Origin of the sequence: Mucilaginibacter sp. KACC 22063, from assembly GCF_028736115.1 — a bacterium.
In the GTDB taxonomy this organism is placed as follows: domain Bacteria; phylum Bacteroidota; class Bacteroidia; order Sphingobacteriales; family Sphingobacteriaceae; genus Mucilaginibacter.
In genome coordinates, this window is the sequence record NZ_CP117877.1 from 2,264,773 (window position 1) to 2,284,902 (window position 20,130).

At 40.4% G+C, this 20,130-nt stretch carries 15 protein-coding genes; 12 read left to right on the top strand and 3 right to left on the bottom strand.

All coding sequences use genetic code 11. The features are described from left to right. Nucleotides 1-27: 27 nt before the first annotated feature. The 7 genes from PQ461_RS09755 to PQ461_RS09785 all read left to right on the top strand — a co-directional run bounded on the left by PQ461_RS09755 (nucleotide 28) and on the right by PQ461_RS09785 (nucleotide 11,900). Nucleotides 28-696 carry an RNA polymerase sigma factor gene (locus PQ461_RS09755; protein WP_274303763.1) on the top strand — a complete coding sequence of 223 codons (669 nt, stop codon included), beginning with the start codon at nucleotides 28-30 and terminating at the stop codon, nucleotides 694-696. A gap of 51 nt (nucleotides 697-747) precedes the next feature. Then, entirely contained in the window at nucleotides 748-1,974 is a 1,227-nt protein-coding gene (locus PQ461_RS09760) for a FecR family protein (protein ID WP_274303766.1), read from the top strand. Between the two features lie 160 nt (nucleotides 1,975-2,134). Beyond that, entirely contained in the window at nucleotides 2,135-5,749 is a 3,615-nt protein-coding gene (locus PQ461_RS09765) for a SusC/RagA family TonB-linked outer membrane protein (protein WP_274303768.1), read from the top strand. Nucleotides 5,750-5,756: 7 nt separating this feature from the next. After that, on the top strand, nucleotides 5,757-7,115 hold the full coding sequence (locus PQ461_RS09770; RefSeq protein WP_274303769.1) for a RagB/SusD family nutrient uptake outer membrane protein: 1,359 nt from the start codon (nucleotides 5,757-5,759) through the stop codon (nucleotides 7,113-7,115). Between the two features lie 14 nt (nucleotides 7,116-7,129). Beyond that, complete coding sequence (locus tag PQ461_RS09775) at nucleotides 7,130-9,121, top strand: TlpA family protein disulfide reductase (RefSeq protein ID WP_274303771.1); 1,992 nt, start codon at nucleotides 7,130-7,132, stop codon at nucleotides 9,119-9,121. 1 nt (nucleotide 9,122) lies between these two features. Continuing rightward, entirely contained in the window at nucleotides 9,123-10,724 is a 1,602-nt protein-coding gene (locus PQ461_RS09780; protein WP_274303774.1) for a S41 family peptidase, read from the top strand. Nucleotides 10,725-10,757: 33 nt separating this feature from the next. Beyond that, nucleotides 10,758-11,900 (top strand): TlpA disulfide reductase family protein, encoded by a 1,143-nt coding sequence (locus PQ461_RS09785; protein ID WP_274303777.1) that lies wholly within the window; start codon nucleotides 10,758-10,760, stop codon nucleotides 11,898-11,900. Nucleotides 11,901-12,148: 248 nt separating this feature from the next. Here PQ461_RS09785 and PQ461_RS09790 read toward each other — a convergent pair whose 3' ends face one another. Continuing rightward, entirely contained in the window at nucleotides 12,149-13,660 is a 1,512-nt protein-coding gene (locus tag PQ461_RS09790; protein WP_274303780.1) for a hypothetical protein, read from the bottom strand. 202 nt (nucleotides 13,661-13,862) lie between these two features. Between PQ461_RS09790 and PQ461_RS09795 the strand changes: the two genes are divergently transcribed. Further along, nucleotides 13,863-15,164 carry a DEAD/DEAH box helicase gene (locus PQ461_RS09795; protein WP_274303782.1) on the top strand — a complete coding sequence of 434 codons (1,302 nt, stop codon included), beginning with the start codon at nucleotides 13,863-13,865 and terminating at the stop codon, nucleotides 15,162-15,164. A 39-nt stretch (nucleotides 15,165-15,203) separates the two neighbouring features. Here the strand turns inward: PQ461_RS09795 and PQ461_RS09800 are convergent, their stop codons facing one another. Then, nucleotides 15,204-15,428 carry a VF530 family protein gene (locus PQ461_RS09800; RefSeq protein WP_274303783.1) on the bottom strand — a complete coding sequence of 75 codons (225 nt, stop codon included), beginning with the start codon at nucleotides 15,426-15,428 and terminating at the stop codon, nucleotides 15,204-15,206. 164 nt (nucleotides 15,429-15,592) lie between these two features. On the opposite strand from PQ461_RS09800, the gene PQ461_RS09805 reads away from it, so the two are divergent. Further along, nucleotides 15,593-16,159 carry a Crp/Fnr family transcriptional regulator gene (locus tag PQ461_RS09805; RefSeq protein WP_274303785.1) on the top strand — a complete coding sequence of 189 codons (567 nt, stop codon included), beginning with the start codon at nucleotides 15,593-15,595 and terminating at the stop codon, nucleotides 16,157-16,159. A gap of 76 nt (nucleotides 16,160-16,235) precedes the next feature. After that, nucleotides 16,236-16,973 (top strand): SDR family oxidoreductase, encoded by a 738-nt coding sequence (locus tag PQ461_RS09810; protein WP_274303788.1) that lies wholly within the window; start codon nucleotides 16,236-16,238, stop codon nucleotides 16,971-16,973. A 99-nt stretch (nucleotides 16,974-17,072) separates the two neighbouring features. Here PQ461_RS09810 and PQ461_RS09815 read toward each other — a convergent pair whose 3' ends face one another. Beyond that, nucleotides 17,073-18,317 carry a hypothetical protein gene (locus PQ461_RS09815; protein WP_274303790.1) on the bottom strand — a complete coding sequence of 415 codons (1,245 nt, stop codon included), beginning with the start codon at nucleotides 18,315-18,317 and terminating at the stop codon, nucleotides 17,073-17,075. 105 nt (nucleotides 18,318-18,422) lie between these two features. Between PQ461_RS09815 and PQ461_RS09820 the strand changes: the two genes are divergently transcribed. Then, nucleotides 18,423-19,427 (top strand): sensor histidine kinase, encoded by a 1,005-nt coding sequence (locus PQ461_RS09820; protein ID WP_274303793.1) that lies wholly within the window; start codon nucleotides 18,423-18,425, stop codon nucleotides 19,425-19,427. Beyond that, the gene (locus PQ461_RS09825; protein WP_274303794.1) at nucleotides 19,412-20,110 is read left to right on the top strand and encodes a LytR/AlgR family response regulator transcription factor; all 699 of its coding nucleotides are present in this window, start codon (nucleotides 19,412-19,414) and stop codon (nucleotides 20,108-20,110) included. Before PQ461_RS09820 ends, PQ461_RS09825 begins: the two co-directional genes overlap by 16 nt. Nucleotides 20,111-20,130 lie beyond the last annotated feature (20 nt).

Here is a 20,130-nt window from a genome sequence, read left to right on the forward strand (position 1 = left end):
CCAGCTATAGTATGTTATCCCCATATTATGTTTATCTTAGGTGAATGTAAAATGTTTGTTGTGAACGGTTGGGCAGATAAAATTTCAAGAGGATCCGATTTAGCGTCTGACTGGCATACTTTCCTTCATCAATCAAGTGAGCCAGCCTTTAAGCGTATCTATACGCATTACTACCATTATTTATCCTTTATTGGCAACAAAAAAGGATTTAATGCAGTATTGGTACAAGATACTATAAATGAGTTATTCCTATATATATGGGAAAATTCAGATCGCCTGTTACACGTTAAAAATCATCACAACTATCTGATCACTTCTTTTTTGCGTAAGCTTTACAAAGACGATAATATAAAAACAGAGGACATTGCCGGTTTAACAGATCTTCCGGAATCTCTTTTGGTGCCTTCGGCAGAAACCATTCATATTTACAATAATAATAGCACTAAATATACCGAAGCACTACTTAAAGTGGTGAACCAGTTGCCCGAGCGGCAGCGTTTAATGATCTATCAGAAATTTTATCTTGGCCTTTCGTACAATGAGATAGCTGATACTAATAATGTTTCTATAAATACAGTTTATAACACCATATATAAGGCTATTTCTAATCTCCGCGACAATATTAATGACGAAGATTTACTTCTTTATAGCCTGGTTTCCATTTTTGTTTTATTTTTTTTAATTTTTTTCAAATAAGGATAGTGAAAACGGGAGTTTAATTACTCTATTGTGTGAAAAACAATAGAAATGGATCAAACTCAGTCTGAAAAGCTACTAAAAGACGAATCGTTTATAAATTACTGTCTCGAAAAAAACGAGAGTGATATTCTTTATTGGCAAAAATGGATCAATGAACATCCGGAAGATCAGGCTGAAATAACTAAACTTAAAAATTTTGTTACGGGCTTAGGCATGGTTGCTGCACAACAGCAGGCAGAAGCGCAATATACACTGCTGCAACAAAGCATAAAACAGTCTTCTCAAAACGTTAAAAAACTTAAACCTTATCACATATTTTATTACGCAGCTGCATGCGTATTGGCTTTGATAGCTATTGGTGCATACTTTATTGTTGCACATAAGACTACTGCTAATAATTATAGCTATAACAAAAAACATGATGTAACACCGGGTGGTAACAATGCACTGCTTGTTTTGGCTAATGGTAAAAAGATAGACCTGACCAATGCCAAAGCCGGATTGCTTATAAATGAAAAGGGAATCAGTATTTCTAAAAATGCCGATGGACAGGTTGTTTACAAAATAAATCCTAAATCAAATTTGGCCGATAAAGGCCTGGTTGGCATTAATACCATTGAAACGCCTGCAAAAGGGCAATACATGGTTGTTTTACCGGATGGGACAAAGGTTTGGCTCAACGCCAAAACTACATTGAAGTATCCCGAAGCCTTCCCTGAAAATGGCAGGGAGGTAGAACTAAACGGAGAGGGATATTTTGAGGTAGCGCATTTGGTTGATTCTAAGACAGGCAAAAGAATAAGATTTACTGTTAAAACCACACCAAATGCAAATGGTAAAGTACAGTATATAGAGGTATTAGGTACACACTTTAATGTTAACTGTTACCAGGACGAACCCGATGCGGTAACTACGCTTCTTGAAGGTAGTGTGAAGGTGACGGATGCTGATCAAAAGCGTGAAGCCCTGCTGCATCCGGGTCAGCAATTAATAAACGGAAAGCATAATTTTGATGTAGTGCAGGCCAATACTGAAGCGGCCATTGCATGGAAAAACGGTGACTTTGTGTTTCATGAAGACGTGAGCAGTGCGTTAAGAAAGATTGCCCGCTGGTACGATGTGGATGTAGTTTATCTGCCTGGTGCTCCCCAACACCTGATGTTAGGCGGATGGATTTCACGGAAAAACAATTTGTCAGATGTGCTTAATATGATAGAAGCCACCGGCAAAGTTCATCTTAAACTTGAAGGAAGGAGGGTTTTGGTTACGGAGTAAAACTACACATCATCAAGCCCATAAAATAAAAAAGCCAAAAGTGCTGCGAACACTTCTGGCTGTAATTTGCCTGGGCTTTCCCCAAATTTAAACTATCATTTAAACCTGCAAAAACGCTGATGCTTCCAAACAATAGCGCTTTGCAATAACAAACTAACAAATGTATAAAATTTATACTATTGATTTTGTCGTACCCAAACGACAGCTCCAAAAAACCCTGCGTATTATGCGATGGACGACCCTGTTTCTACTGGCTGGTCTTCTTCAGGTTAGTGCGGCAACCCTGGCCCAGCACGTAACGCTGAAGAAGCAAAATGCTTCGCTTGAAAGTGTATTACAAGAAATACATCGTCAGAGCGGTTTTGACATTGTTTATGACCTTGATGTTGTAAATAAAGCAAAACCTGTAACACTTGACTTAAAAGACGCTACCATTCAGGTGGCTCTGGCTTCCGCTCTTTCAGGAAGGCAGCTTTATTTCGAGGTAGATAATAAAAAAATCATTATCAGGGAAAAATCGCTGATAGACAAAATAAAGGATGTCCTCCCTGCATCTGTCGATATTCGTTGTATTGTAACAGATAGTCTTGGCAATACACTTCCTGGTGCTTCAGCTTATGTAAAGTTTAGTAAAGTGGGGTATATGGCAGACTCAAAAGGCGAGTTTGTTGTTCCTAACGTAGGTGAAGCCGGTGTAGTACTTGTCGTATCTTATGTAGGTTATCAAACCCAGGAAGTATACTTCAATACCCGCGACAAAAGCCCCTTCAAAATCATCATGAAGCCGTCCATGAATCGATTAAACGAGGTTAAGGTGGTATATGATGGTTATCAAACAATCTCTAAAGAACGTGCAGCAGGTGCTTATGCAACACTTGGACATGAAGAACTTCAGGTAACTCCAAGCGCCAATTTGATGGAGCGGCTTGTAGGTAAAATGCCGGGCGTAAATTTTGATCTTAAGTCAAATACTATTCAGGTAAGGGGGGTAAACGATTATTCCACCGTTGGCCAACCGCTAATTGTTGTTGATGGTTTTCCACTGATCAGCCCAAATGATCAACCGCAAATTACTACACCACTAAGCGGCGTAGCAGGTAATGCGATCATCAACCGTTTTAATCCGGACGATATCGAGCAGATCACAGTATTAAAAGATGCATCTGCAACTTCCATATGGGGGTCACGCGGAGCAAATGGTGTTATCGTTATTGAAACACGTAAGGGAAAAAAAGGCATGCCGGTTCTTAATGTAAATTATACATTAGGTGTTACCCAGCGTCCTAATCTTAATCAATTGGCGTGGATGAACAGCAGCCAGTATATTGATTTTGAACAGGAACTGGTTAATCGTGGTATTCTTACAGACCCTGCTTTGGCACCAAGCTACAATGCCATTTACACGCAAAATAACAGCGATGCTACAGAATGGATGTTTCGTGTACAAAGAGGGACAGCGACACCTGCCCAACGTGATGCTGCCCTGGCTGAGCTAAGCACACACGACTCGCGCCAACAGATCAATAAATACCTGCTGCAAAACAGTGTTACACAGCAAGCCAATATTTCTGTGTCTGGCGGGGCCGAAAATACAACTTACAGTGTATCTGGAAATTATACAAAAAATATACCTTTCTACAAGAATAACTACGGGAAAACATTTTATTTAAATTCAAACCTTTCTTCAGGCTTGTTTAACAAACACCTGATTTTTCATACCGGGTTAAATTATCAGTATGATAATACGCAATATAATGGTGCCGCAATTGATGCATTATCCAATACAACCACATCGTTAAGGCCGTATGATAATCTGGTAGATGCAAATGGCAACCACATACAACGCACCTATCTTTTCAGGCAATCAATTGCAGATAGTTTAGTAAGGCAAGGTTATCTGCCATTTAGTTACAATGCGCTTGATGAGTTGAATTATTCAAACACAGTATCTACAACCAACAATTTCAGGGTAACTGCCGGCTTAACAGGCAAATTTACGAATTGGTTAAACGCTGACATTTCTGCTATGAGCCAACGACAAGTGCTTGGCATTGTTGGTGTAAATGAACTGAACAGTTATGCTAACCGTATTCAGTTAAATACGGCAACATCTGTTGCAGATAACGGGCAATTGGTTTATGGGCTTCCTTATGGAGGCACTTATTATGAAGACAATAACAGTGCTTATGATTCAGATCTCAGAGGGCAACTGAATTTGGATCATACTTTTAAGAATGATCACCAGGTAACGGCTTTACTGGGTACAGAAATACGCGAAACAGGAAGTAAAGAATCCAATTCTACCAGGTATGGTTTTAATCAGGACGCGAACAGCTTAGGGCCATTTAATCCCTCAGTGCCTTACATGACATTGTATGGCTATTCTCAAACTTTAAGTAATAATCTTTCAGGCATAACTGAGACAAGGAGAAGATATTTATCTTATTATGGTAACGCTGGTTATAGTTTTAAAGATAAATATTTTGCAACCGGAAGTTTCCGTTTTGACGATGCAACGCTTGTCGGTGTGGCACGCAGTGTAAGGGCAAGGCCTTTCTGGTCAACAGGCTTAAGATGGAATGCAACAAGAGAAGATTTCTTAAGCAATATTAGCTGGTTATCAAGTTTAGCACTTCGCGCCTCATACGGTACCTCTGGTACTATACCTACAACAGGTTCAAATGTTACCGTAATTAGTGTAGGAAATTTAGCAGATAACCGTACAGGTTTAACAGCAGCTGCTATCAATACACCAGCTAATGCGTCTCTTAAATGGTCAACTACAAGACAATTAAACTTAGGGACAGATTTTAGCCTTTTCAAAGGCCGTTTAATTGGAAGTTTCGACATTTACAATAAAAGGACAGACGGAATTGTAAGGTACCTGCCATTTAACCCAACTTATGGTTGGTCTGGTTTATACTACAATACTGCAAAAATGACCGGTCATGGAATTGACCTGGGTATTACAGGTGAGATTATTAAATCAAGCCAATTCCACTGGAGCTCTACTTTTAACTTTAGTTACACCACCAATAAAATAACAGACGAAAGGTTTGAGACTCAGGCTAATAATTTGGTATCCGGAACCTCAAGTGTGAACGGTTTGCCGGTAGGGTCGCTTTTTGTTTATCGTTGGGCCGGTCTTGACAACCAGGGGCAATCTCAGATTTATGATAGAAATGGTAAAGTAATATCCGCTAACACGTCTATTTTAAATTTTACGCGTGCTGATTTAAAATATGCAGGCGTTACTTACCCGCCATATACAGGTGGTTTCTTTAACACTTTTACCGTAGGGCCGTTTACCGCTACCGCACAAATGACTTATTACTTCGGTAGCGTATTTATGCGCCAGTCTGTAACTACTAATAATTATCCAACCAGTGGTAATTCGCAATTTTACGGTTCAATTGGTAAGACGCAGGATATGGCTTACCGCTGGCGCCAGCCGGGCGATGAGGCGATAACCAACGTACCAGGTATAGAATACTCAAGCTATAACAGTATTTATCGTTACCAGTACTCAGATGCAATGTTAGAAAAAGGCGACCATATCAGGTTACAACAAATAAGCCTTTCATACAATGTTCCGACCAGGCTATTGCCTAAAAATGCAATAAAAGCCTTATCAATAGGAGCAAATGTGCAAAACCTGGGCATCATATGGCGGGCTAATAAAGATCACCTGGACCCATTATTTACCAACACGGCTAACTACGCTAACCTGCCGCCTGCAAGAAATTACTTACTGCGTTTAAATGCTTCATTTTAAGAAAGACATGAAAAAATATATATATACGATATTAGTGCTGGCTGCTACAGCAACCAGTTGCCGTAAATATGTTGAAATTGCTCAACCGGGTATCCGTACGCTGAAATATACAACCGACTATCGCTACCTGCTTGATAATTCGCAGACTTTTGAAGGTAGTTACAGCACGCCTATATTATCTGGCGACGATACAGAATATACTGATCCCAAACAGCAAAATGTTATACAAACCAGTTGGGCAAATGCCTATACCTGGAGTGATTATTATGTACCGGAAACAGCCGGCGATGTGGACTGGGAGAAGTTATACAATATCATTTATAATTGTAATGCAGTAACCGATGGCGTAATGAAATCAGAAGGCGGATCAGATGCAATGAAGCGTGAGTTATATGCTGAAGCATTGGTACACCGCGCTAACTGCTATCTTACTTTAGTTACGCTTTACAGCAAACAATATAATGCCGCAACCGCTGCAACAGATTTGGGTGTTCCGCTTTTATTAACCCCGGATCTTTTTGCTAACTTAAAAAGAGCAACGGTAGCCACTGTTTACAGCCAGATTTTGGATGACCTTAAACGGTCTGTAGCGGCGTTGCCTGCTTTGCCGACTTATAACATCCGCCCGTCAAAGGCAGCAAGCTATGCGCTTTTAGCTAAAACATACTTAAACCTGCGTGACTTTAAAACCGCTGGTTTATATGCTGATAGCACCCTGCAATTGCAGAACACACTGCTTGACCTGAAAGCTTACAGCGATGAACCTGGTACTATACCAAAAAGGCTTGTTGACCCAGAAGTAATCTTATCAAAAATTGTAAACGGATATTATGCAGGCATACCTATCAGCGCTTATGCTTTAAATCTTTTAGGTACCAACGATTTGCGTTATACGATGTTTACACGCGATGGTTCTGCATTCTTCCCATCCTTTAAAGGTCGCGCAAACTGGCGTTACATGTTAAACGGCGAGTCGGCCATACAAACCGGCCCGTCTGTACCAGAGGTAATGCTAACCAAAGCAGAATGCCTTGCACGCCAGGGAGATGCCGCAGGTGCGATGGCTGTTGTAAACGCGCTTCGTAAAAAACGCTTTCTGGATGCAAACTATACTGACCTTACAGCAGCAGACGCTAATGCAGCACTTAAAATTGTTGTTGACGAACGCGAACGCGAGTTTACCGGTCGCGGGTTCCGTTGGTTTGATCAAAGGCGTTTAAACCTCGATGCCAGCTTTGCAGTAACAAAAACAAGGGTGTTTAAAGGAGTAACTTATACACTTGCGCCAACTAGTAACCGCTACGTGTATCCGATAGGGCAAAAGTATATCCTGATGAATCCCGAGATACAGCAAAATCCACGATAAGTAAAATCATATCTATGTTTAAATATTCATTGGCATCATTAATGCTACTGTTTACCTGCGCTAAGGCGCAGGTAAACTCAAACCGTTTATCGGTTGTGCCTCAAAAACCCGCGCCGGGTAAACCTGTAGAGTTAACCTACAACGTAAAACTTGGCCCGCTTAATAATGGCAAACAGGTAAAAGCCGCTTTTTATCAATTCAGCGATTATAAATGGCATACTGATACCGCTATTATGGAAGTTCAGGGCAGCAACGTTAAGGCTACATTCAACCTGTTGCCTGAAGCCTCATTTGCTGCTGTAAAATTTTACCAGGGAAGTTTGCGTATGCCGGATTCGACTGATAATAATCAGGAAAAAGGCTTCGCTATAGCCATAACTAATGCAAAAGGTAAAAAACTGCCTGGCGGTGCGTTAGCACAAGCCTTGTTTAAACTACCGGGATACAGCGGCGGCTTGCCGGGTTATTTTGAAGGTAACACCGCAAAAATGTCCTCAGACTCGCTTGCTTTATTATTAAACGAAGAGTTAAAACAAAAGGGTAGTAAGCCATCAAAATTTGTAAACCAATATTTAGCGCTGCAACGTGCTATTAAAGGTACTCAGTTTAAAGCTGAAGCACCTGCACTGCTCAGTAAGTTACTGGAAGACCCTGACTTATCAGAAGGGGGCATGGAAGAAATTCAGCGTGTAATGCAATTTGAGTTGAAAGATGAAGCCGGCGGACTTAAACTAAAAAAACAGATTTTAGAAAAATATCCTCATGGCAATTATGCAAGGTTAGAAGCTTTCCAAAAAACTATAAATACTCACAGTACTAAAGAGGAAATTATTGCTAACAGCGAAGTATTTCTGAAAAATTTTCCTATTGCAGAATGGCGTAAACATCCCAACAATCAGGATTACGTTTATTATGGTGTTTACCGTAACCTGGCTACGTCTTATTTTGATACTGGCAACTATGATGCTTTGCTGCGCCTTCGCCCTGATTGGGATTTTAAAACACAGAATGAGGTTTACCGTTGGAATGTTATGCGGGCATACATGAGCAAAAGGGTCCCGTTAAGCCAACTACAACCCCTTGCAGACAGCCTTTACAAAGGATTGCTAACAAAAGTGAATGATGGCTCATACATGGTTGATTTTGATTCAAAAAATCAGGCACAAGAGAATGCTTATGAACAATTAAAAAACCGTACCGGAGACCAGATAAATATCCATTACCAGGCAGGCGATTATAAAGGTGCATTGACGTATTTTGATGTTTTTCGCCCACAGGAAAAATATGCCGATGCTGATCTAAATGCCATTCACGTAGAAATGCTGGACAAAACAGGTCAAAAGCAACTGATGCAACCGGTATTGGAAAGTAGTGTCAAGGCTAATGCAGTTACACCGGCAATGTTCGATCGCTTAAAGCAACTCTATATACAACAGCACGGTAACCTTGATGGTTACGATAATTACCTCGCTTCGTTAAAGTCGGCAGATAAAATGTCAGAATTGCATGCGTCAGTTAAAGCGCACATGCTTAATCAGGATGTGATGCCTTTTGCCATGGAAGATATGAACGGAAACATAGTGCGTTCAACAGACTGGGGAGATAAAATTGTAGTCATTGATTTTTGGGCTACCTGGTGCCGCCCTTGTATCATGGCATTCCCTGGCATGCAGATGCTGGTTGACAAATATGCAAAGGACCCTGATGTAGATTTCTACTTTGTTGGTACCATGCAGTTTGGCGATTACAAGCAAAAAGTAAAGGACTTTATGAAACGCGAAGGCTGGCGCTTTAAAGTGCTGCATGATGGCGTAGATAAGAAAACAGGTGAGCAAAACGAGGTATTCGCCACGTATGCTAAACTGTTTAATTCTTCGGGTATTCCTCGCAAAATTATTCTTAAAAATGGTGTACTGCGCTATACAACCGAAGGTTACGGCGGCAGCCCAAGTGAACTGGTAGATGAAATATCATATGCCATCGAATTATTAAAAGCAGACAAATAAGATGTTTAAAAAGATAATTATTGCCCTGGTGTTATCCGCGCCATTAGTGGCCAATGCGCAGGTTTCGCAGCAGGATAAACTAAAGGCAGCCATTAATGCGATCAAGAAAAATTATATAGACTCATTGAGTGATCAAATACTGGTAGATGCAGCTATAAAAGGAATTTTTGCTGAGCTTGATCCGCATTCTAAATATTTCAGTAAAGCAGAAGCCAAAGCAATGACCAGTGCCATGCGCGGCAGTTTTGTAGGTGTTGGCATTGAATACATGATGCAGAACGACACGGTGTATCTTACACAGGTTTTACCTGACGGACCGGCTGAAAAAGCGGGCTTAATGGCTGGTGACCGTTTGTTAAAGATCAATAATGAGAAGGTGGCAGGTGCAAAGAAATCTTACATGGATATTCTGAATGCCATAAGAGGTGAAAATAAAACGGTTGTAAAGCTGGAGGTTTATCGCCCTGTTGCCAAAAAGGATCTTGATTTCAGTATTACCCGCGGTTCGGTAGTGGATCGTTCTGTTACAGCTGCTTATATGCTCGATGATAAAAAGACCGGTTATATCGCTATCCGCATATTTAGTCAAAGCACACGTAACGAAATTGAAAATGCTTTAAAGAAGTTAAAGCAGGAAGGTATGCAACAATTAATACTTGATTTGCAAGGCAATGGCGGCGGTTACGTACAGGCAGCTTTAGGCGTTGCAGATGAGTTTCTTAAACGTGACCAGCTGGTTTATTATGTTATGACGCAGGATAAAGGCAAGGATTATTACTATGCTTCGCAGTCTGGTACTTCATGGAGCGGAAAATTAGCCGTGTTGATAGATCAAAACACAGCTTCGGCCAGTGAGATACTTGCCGGGTCACTGCAAGACTGGGATAGGGGAGTGATAGTTGGCCGCCGCAGTTTTGGTAAAGGGCTTACACAACAGCCAATTGCTTTACCTGACAGCTCTGTGCTTGAATTGACTTCTGGTCGTTTATATACCCCTGCCGGCAGATCGGTTCAAAAACCATATAAAGGGGTAAACTACCAAGCAGATATTAGCAACAGATACACTACGGGTGAATTATTTAAGGAAACGAGTCAACCAAAACCAGATTCACTAAAATTTAAAACATTGGTTAACAAGCGCACCATTTACGCAGGTGGCGGTATTACGCCGGATAAGTTTGTGCCGTTAGATACTTTGCAAGAAGCATCATGGCTTAAGTCATTAGCATCAGAAGGTTTCGTAAATGAGGCATCGTGGAAAATTGCTGACACACAACGCCAGCAGATTAAAAATACCTATCCGGATATCCAATCATTTGCTGCAGGTTACAAAGTGCCTAAGTATATAATTAACGGCATTGTGAAAGCTGCCGAGCAAAAGGGGCTTAAACCATCGAAAGAATATAAAAAACGCTTGATTGATCTGTTAGCTCTTGAAATAAAAGGCCAGGTAGCTAATCAGGTTTATGTGGGCAGAGAAAACTATTTGCGCATTATTAATACTGAAAATACCAGCATAAAAGAGGCGCAAAAAATACTGGATAATACACAACTATACAATGCCTACCTGCAAGGTAAAACGCTGGCAAGCACCGGTAATTAATTCAATAAATTTTAAAGAACTAAAACATTAAATATGAAAAAGATCACAACAATTTTATGTGCAGGCTTATTTGCACCTCTGTTATGCGCGGCGCAGCAGGGATATGTTATTCATGGTAAAATAGGCAACCTTAATAAACCGGCTAAAGCTTATTTGTCATATAAAATTGGCGATAACCGGCTTGTAGACTCTACATACATTGTTAACGGTAATTTCGAGTTCAAGGGAAAAGTAAACAGTGTGAGAGAAGCTGGTATCAGGGTAAAGCATGATGATGCACCAGAAAGCCCTACAGTAAGGCCAGTATGGGATCTGTTTCCTTTTTATATTGAAAACAAAGACATCACCATCGTAGCTACCGATTCTATTAAAAATGCCAAAATCACCGGTTCTCCATTAAATGATGAGAATGCAAAGCTTACAGCTTACCTGAAACCTATATACGATAAGTTTACAGCCTTAAACAAAGAGTACGAAAGCAAAAATCCTACGGAACAATCTAACAGTGAATATATTCAATCCTTAGAAAAAAGGGCTAAGGATGTTGAAGATGAAACGGTTAAGGCAAAGCAGGACTATGCGCTTGCTCACCCCAATTCATACCTGGCTATTGTTGCACTTAATTCAACCATGAAGGATGGTTTTGATGCGGCAGGCACTGAAAAAATATACAATAAGCTTAGCCCCGAAGTTAGAAACACGGAGCTTGGACAATCATCTTTAAAACGAATACTTGAAGTAAAGAAAACACAGGAAGGCGAGCTTGCTCCTGATTTTACACAGAATGATGTGAATGGTAAACCGGTTAAGCTTTCTGATTTCAGAGGGCACTACGTACTGGTGGATTTTTGGGCATCATGGTGCGCACCTTGCCGCCGCGAAAACCCTAATCTGGTTAAAGCTTATGCCATGTATAAAGATAAAGGTTTCCGTGTGTTAGGTGTTTCGCTTGATAAACCTGAAGCTAAAGATAAATGGTTGAAAGCCATTAAAGACGATGGTTTAACCTGGACCCAGGTGTCTGACTTAAAAGGCTGGACCAACTCTGCTGCCGTTCTTTACGACGTAAAAGCAATACCAATGAACTTTTTGGTTGATCCGCAAGGACGTATCGTTGCTAAGTACCTGCGCGGCGAAGACTTGGACAATAAGTTAAGAGAAATTTATAAAAACTGATGTCACTAAATCCCGCAGGAATTAGTCAGCGCACTGTGCGGGAGGCTATTTATAATATTAAGCTAATAGCAATTCAAATCATAAGCTATTCTTTATAAGAACATTAAAATTTTCTGTCAGTTAGTTAGTTTAAACAGACACAGCGCGAGGCGGTGTCTGTTTTTTCTTTTGGGAAGTATTCGATAATAACTGCTACTTTTAATTGTAAATGCGACCTGGCATATTTAAGAAGATAAAATGCGTGTAAACTAAGGTTTAAATATCAATACAAGACCAGGCTCTGACTTGTCATTTTTTGATCTTGCGGCCAAACCGACCTGATCAATCAATTTTCCTGTCAAAGTAATTGAATTTCCTTTTCTGATTATTTGGGTCGTAATATCTACAGGTACATTTCCTGCCAAATCCTGAGCAAATACCTTACGGTAAGGTTTAAGATGAGCTACCTGTAACGTAAGGCTGTTGTAATGGCCAAAAACGCCGAAAGGTTTTTCTATTCCCTCAACCTTTAATACTACATTAGCACGTGGAGTCAGGTAATCGTGTTTAATGGTGCGGCCGATAGCTGCTATTGCGATAGCGCCGTTGGGATAGCGGGATGCCAGAATGTAAGGAGGCATTGTATCGCCTTTTTCAAGCGTAATTACAGGTTTTTCCAGTCCGCGAGTGATAACAGCAGGAGCTTGATAAGTATTGACATACCCTTCGCCATGGTCTTTCATCCATGATTCGTCCTTTTTCATTAACCAGTTGTCATGGAGTAAGGTAGTATCAATATAAAAGTCTGTTTTATCAATGCCAAACGGCAAGGCTATTCTGTGCCACATTACTGCGCGGGTCACTTCGTCAAGCCTGCTTTTCAGATCACGGCCAACCGGCGGAAACACATTGTCCTGCTTGCCATCGGGCAAGTTACCATTAAATTCATGTCGCATAATGCCGATAGCGCAGCCAGTACCTACCGCGATATAAGGTTCATCTTCGCAATTGATAATGCTAACGGCCCGGTATTTGGGCAAAGCGGTCAACAATTTGCTGATGCGGTCAATGGTATGCGGTATAGCAATAATATTTTCCACGTCATAAGTCCGATACACATCGGCTGTTGATAGTACAGCCGGTGTCATAGCATGTTCAATAATAAGATTTGGGGCCACTTGTTTGCCTAATTTGGTTAGCCATGCTCTCCAGTGGGCTTTTTCCGAATCACTGCCCCAATCTACTTTCCAGTAGTTAATTCCTGCGTTCTTCATCCAGGTAAGGCGTTTTGTCCAATAAGCTACGCTATCTTTGGTTTTATATTTAGGCGCCTGCTGTGCGCATATCCATAAACCCAGTCCTTTCCATCCAAAGCTTTTTGATTTTGTGGATAACCACTTTAATTTTTGATCGGGGGTTAAACCTTTTACCGAAGGAAAACGGCCATCATCGGTAATTAAGCTTCCGTAATAGCTTCGATCTCCGTTAAGTGGTGTTTCCCAGTCATCATCCAATACCAGAAAAAGATCTTTGTGCAATTTTGAAAACATTTTGGCCCAATGCTCATAAGTGCCGTTTCCAAAAACGTTTTGCCCAGTCATGCTTTGCCTCATTATTTCAGGTGACTTGTAACTGGTAACATAGCCTTGAATGTTCCAGGTACAAAAATAATCTGGTGCCTGCGAGGGTTGAACGGGAATAAGGGATGACTGTTTATTTTGCGCATATGCGCCCAGTGAAAACAGACAAAAAACGGTCGGTAAGAGTAGATGATGTTTCATTAAATGACCTTTGTGATTGATGGCTAATGCGAATATATAAAAAGAATATAAGCCATTTAATAGATGGCTTACCGCAATGATGGCTAAACCCAACAAACTGATATTAAGCTGCTTTTTAAAATCATTTTTAAGCCAGGCGTTAAAATGCGCCTTAAAAAGGATAAATTTGTCGCCCCTCCGGGATTTTTAAAAAATACATGATATGGCGTGGTTAGATAAATTAAAGCTGAAAAAAGGGTTGGTACAATCTTTAAATGAAGCAGGTTTTGTAGCTCCTAAAGAAATTCAGCAAAAAACGTTGGCGCGTATTAACGGCGGTCAGGACGTAATAGTGGTTGGCCCCGAAGGTTGCGGTAAAACCACAACATATATATTAGCCACGCTCAACAAGTTTAACTATACCCCTGATGGCGTGCCCAAAGTTTTAATACTGGTACCCGATAAAGAAAAGGTAGAAGAGGTTATTGCTAAAATCAGTCAGATCAATAAAAATAAAACGCTTTCTATAGTTCCATTATTTGCAGCACCTGGCACAGAAGCACAGATGAATGCCCTGGCAGATGGTGCAGATATTGTGGTTGCAACACCCGACAGGGCGCGTGCTATTTACCTGAAACTTGGCCTTGATGTAAATAAGATAGAATTGCTGGTTATTGATGATGCAGAACTGGTTGTTAAACAAGGTTTGCAATTACCCGTTGCTGAACTGGCTCATAGCATCCCTAAATGCCAGCACCTTGTTTTTACAGAAGTAATGCATGAGCGTTTGAATAAAATGATAACGCCTTTCATGAAACAGCCGGCCACTGTTGAGGTTGAAGAAATAGGGGAGCCGCAGTTTGAAATGCACCCGCAATTGTTATACCTGCTGCCTAACTTTGGTACCAAAGTGAACCTGCTGAACCTGTTTATGCAAGATGAAGAAATTTTTACCAAAGTAGTGCTGTTTGTAAACACCCGCCCAACAGCAGAAAAACTTTACAAAACCTTGCATGACCGGAAAAATACAGTTGCTTTGTTAAACCCCTGGTTTTTCGAGATGGATGGCTTTGCATCTCTGCATGAGTTTAAAAATTCAACCACCCGTGTATTAATTGTGGTTAACGATGGAGAACAGAAGCTGGATCTGGATGATATCCCTTTCCTGATTCATTTTGAATTGCCGGGTGAAAAAGAAACTTATATCAGCCGAGTGGCGAAAGATTCGTCGGATGTTGAAGACGAAATCATGGCCATTACATTTGCTACAGATCTTGAACTAACTGCAGTAAAAAAAATTGAGCAAGCCACCGGCCAGAAAATTCCATTGGGCGAGTTGCCGGGAGATTTGATTATTGAAAAAGAACGATCGTATGCTGATGCCGCTGAAAAGAAAGTTGCCAAAACAAAAGCAGATGACGATGCCCCCGGAGCCGCTTTTCATCAAAAGAAGGCCAGCAATGCTAAAACATACAATTACGGCGCTGGTTTAAAAGCCAAAATGACCAATAAGAAGAAGCATTAAATGCTTAGTCAATGGAAATCCATTGTACAATTTTTTTAATTAAATATCGAATGAGGTGGAAACGTAAAGGTCTTCCACCTTTTTTCTTGCCCAGTCTGTTTTGCGAAGAAACTTCAGGCTTGATTTAATGCTTGGGTTGTCATTAAAACAATTGATGCGAATGCGAGACCCCAGTTCAGGCCAGCCATAATAGGCTACCAGTTCGTTTAATATAGTTTCCAGGGTTTTGCCATGAAGCGGGTTGTTGGCTTGCTGTTGCACCATATACAAAAGTAATATAAATATAAACTTAATTTTGCAGGATAAGGGCGGCGTAATAAACGAATGCGCTTAGAACACAGTGAAACGTTCTATCAGTTCAGGCTATTTTTAAATTTTACATAGCAGACAACTTCGTAGTTATACTTTAGCCATATTATGAGGCGCATATGGAGCAATTAATAGCATATATTTTACAATATGGCAACTTGAATAATCAGGAAACAGAACTGATTGTAAGCAAGGCGACAGAGATATCACTTAAAAAAGATGAGCTTTTTTCTGAAGCGGGAAAAGTACCTCATCAGGTTGGGTTCATTTTGGAAGGAGTAATGCGTGGATATTATTATGATCATACTGGTGAGGAAATAACACGCTGTTTTATCAGTGAGAATAACCTGGTAGTTGATTATTTAAACTTTGAGTCAGCTGTTGCATCTACCGAGTATTTACAGGCTTGCACAAACTGCAGGCTCATGGTATTCTCAAAAAAGAATTGGGATTCGCTTTCTGAACTTGTAGAAGGGTGGGACAATATTAGAAATAAAATGGTACAGGTCTGCATGTATCAAAAATCGAGAAAAGCGCCTGTTATTTCAAAAGACGGAACAACCCGTTACCTTGAGTTTATAGAAAATTATCCCTCACTTATCAATCGTGTTCCGCTTGGCTATATTGCCTCTTACATTGGCGTTACGCAGCAATCATTAAGTAGGATCAGAAAAAATATCCATTGAGTATTTTTTACCAAATGGTAAATGCTGTAAGTTATACATGTGCCATTTTTGCCATGAACTTAATAATCATACAAAAATGAAAACAGCATTAGTAACCGGTGCAAATAAAGGCATCGGGTTTGAGGTTGTAAAGCAACTTGCCCAAAACGGATTTTTTGTTTATCTGGGTTGTCGAAACATAGAGAATGGCCGCGTTGCAATTAAAAAGCTAAAGGCAGAAGGCTTTAATAATGTTGAAGATATTGAATTAGATGTTACCAGCCAACAATCGGTAAACACTGCTGCGCAAACCATCGCAAATAAAAGCGAAGTTTTGGATGTATTAGTCAACAATGCAGGCATATCCGGTGTACTGCCGCAATCGGCATTGGGTACACCAGTCGATGAATATCAAACCGTTTTTGAAACCAATTTTTTCGGAGTAATCAGGGTTACACAAGCATTTATCGGTTTGCTCAAAAAATCCACCGAACCACGTATCGTAAATGTAACCACAGCAATGGCTTCGCTAACATTGGCGGGTGACCCATCGGGTGGCACCTACCACAATAAGCTCGCTATCTACCAGTCCAGCAAAACAGCGCTGAATATGTATACGGTTAATTTAGCTTATGAATTGCGTGATACAGCTTTTAAAGTGAATATGGTTTGTCCGGGTTATACCAAAACGGATTTTACCAATCAGCAGGGGACAAGTACTGCCCAGGAAGCAGGTGCACGTATTGCCAAATATGCACTTATAGGGCATGATGGGCCAACCGGTAAATTTATCAGTGAAGAGTATTTTCCTGAGCCTGCAAGCTGCCCTTGGTAGATTAAAACAAGAGCCGCTGATTCAGCGGCTCTTGTTTTGAAACGGATGTCAAGGAACTGAAAGGCTGTTAATTAATGGGAAAGATATTTGGCACTATTATCACTTGTTATCCTGTTTTAGTGTATAATGTGAATCGTCATCCTTTATAAGTTTCCATCCGTCTGCAAGGTTTAATGTCCAGCCGTCTCCTTTTATAGTTTTAGAATCAAAATTTAATGGAGATGAAAACGGCACTGTAATTATATGCCAATCTTTTAATAACATACCTCCATGGTCAACCTTCAGATACCCCCATGTATCGCTTATTTCGCCGGTTGGATAAACTGTACCATAAGAGCCCAGATCAAAGAGGGTATTTGGGTTAAATAAGATGTTCATCTTAATCAACGTGATAGTTAACACAGGTTTGCATGTAAAAGTAGTTACATAATCAGCTACTTTTTGTAGGCGTGCATCTTCTTTTTCTTGTTCTGAAGCGCGTATTGCTTCGCCGTTATAGAGATGCTCGTTTGGCGATGTGGAAGGCTTTACTTTATAATATAAACCAATCAATTTAGGAAAGTCAGCAGTAGAATCTATTTTATTAGTCCAGCTTGGCGCCTTTTCTTGTAAAAGCAAGCCGTAAAGCGGCCCGGTAAGATAAGCGAAAGAGCGAATAAAAGATTTACGATTACCTGTAGTGTCTACCTGTGAATAAAGGTGCTGGCGCAAATCATTTCTGCCAAGCACAGCTCCCGTGTATTCTGCAAGCCCCTCATTCATTTCAAGTATTCGTTCGTTGCCAAAAGTTTTTGGGAAAAGCTTTTGCCGTTTGTATCTGAAGCCAAGAGCATTCGCCAGATCAGCCTGGCGTTTGTTAACCGGTTTTTTTAAAGCAGTTTCAAGCGCTTTAAGTTCTAAAAGAAAATACACCCTGCCTTGCATACTACTTAAGTGGTCTGCTGTAGGGCTTTTGCCTGGAAAACCCAGATCTTCTTGTACACGGTGAAAGGACTCGTGCAATATGAGGTTTAAACGTTCATTACTATCGTTAGGCAGGGGCCATAAGATTACCGACCATGTGCGGCCTCCCCAATGAATGGCAGTGTTAGCCACCATTACGCTTTCAGGCAAAGTACCACTGAATATTTCTCCTTCAGGTTTTAGAATGCCCGTACTATCCGGCATGTTGGCATAAGTCATCCGGGTTTGCCGGTCAACGAAGAGCATGGGCCCGTACAGGGGCAATTTCCAAAGTTTTTGATTCTTTGAAGTTGTCCTTGCTTCTTTAAAATATTGAGCAGCCAATTCGCTTTGTGCGTGTGCTTGAATGGCAATGCATAACAGGAACAAAAGTTTCTTCATGCAACTAAAATATAAGGCGATAAGTTGTCTTAAAAAGTTATTATACGAACGGTTGAAAAAATTATGCAAGCGGTAAACATCATTGTAAATTGATGGCTATTTTAGATGATGCGAAAAATATTGCTGCATGCAATCTTCTGGTTAGTGTTTTTCCTGATGTGGAACAGGTTGCTTTATTTCTACATAGACAATGAATGGAACAAACTTTATTTTTCTGCATTAGATACCGGGCTGATCATGGTGGCTTTTTATGGCGTATATGCCTATCTGGTGCCTTCATATTTCAGACACAAGCATTGGGTTAAGTTATTATTAATGTCGTGTTTGTTTATTCTGGTACTTACCGTTATTTCTGTGTGGTTAATGAATCTGATGTTACATCATATGATAGTTCCCATTCATTTCAATTTTACCTGGACTTATAAAGATATGCAGTACAATCGTCTGTTAATGGCTGTTGTTGGTGTACTTGCGGGTATCTTTGTGAAATTGGCTATTGATCGGTTTGAGCTACGCCGCAACTTAACCGCTTTGGAAAAGGCGCATACCGAGGCTGAACTTGCTTATCTGAAAGCACAACTTAATCCGCATTTTCTTTTTAATTCACTCAATAGCTTATATAGCCAGCTGGAACTTGGTACGGGTGATCCTAAAGGCACTTTGTCTTCAATTGCTGATATGTTACGTTACCAGCTTTATGATTCAGGTAAGCAATTTGTTCCGTTAGAGAAAGACTTAACTTATCTTGAAGATTACATCGAACTGCAAAGGCTGAGACTTGATAATTGCAACGTAAGATATATTAAGCAAGGTATTACTGATGGTTTGTCAATCGCACCTCTATTGCTCATTACCTTTGTCGAAAACGCATTTAAACATGTATCGGATGACCTTGCGGATAATTTTATTGAAATAACTATTACCATCAATAATGATCAATTGCATTTTAAATGCATAAACACTTTTCAAAGTAATGACCATGGTAATGGTATTGGCCTTGACAATGTGCGAAAACGCTTGTCATTGTTATATAGTGACCGTCAGAAGTTAAACATCAATACAGAAAATCATATTTACCAGGTAAACCTTCATATATGCTTAAAGTACTGATTGTAGATGATGAACCGCTGGCAAGGCAACAGCTTGTTTCCTATGTAGAAAGGCTGCCTTTTCTGCAATTGGCAGGTACAGCGCTTAATCCCGTTGCGGCTAAAGCGATACTGAATAATAATCCGGTTGATTTGATATTGTTGGATGTACAAATGCCACAGATGACAGGTATTGAATTTCTGCGTACAGAGAACGTTATACAACAAGTCATTTTAATCACCGCATTTCCGGAGTATGCAATAGAGGGTTTCGACCTGGCGGTTGCTGACTACTTGCTCAAACCGGTAACTTTTGAACGCTTTGCAAAAGCCTGTGAACGGGCGCTTGGTAACGTAAGCAGTATAGCGGGAGTAAACCTGCTGAAACAACAACCCGGCTATTTGTATGTGAAATGTGATCAGCGTTTAGAAAAAATCTACATAGCTGACATCCATTACATAGAAGCAATGGCCAATTATGTAAACATTTTTTCTTCCGCGCGCAAGTATACTGTTTACTCCAGCCTGAAAGGTATTGAAGCGCAGCTTCCTGAAAGTGGTTTTATACGTACCCATAAATCATACCTTGTAGCGAGAGCTTATATTAGTAGTATAGGGCTGCAGTATGTTAAGATTGGAGAAATTGATATCCCGCTAAGCAGGGCACACAGGAAAGCAGTTATTGAAAGTACCCGGTGCCAGTGAGGTGTGTTTCACTGAACCAG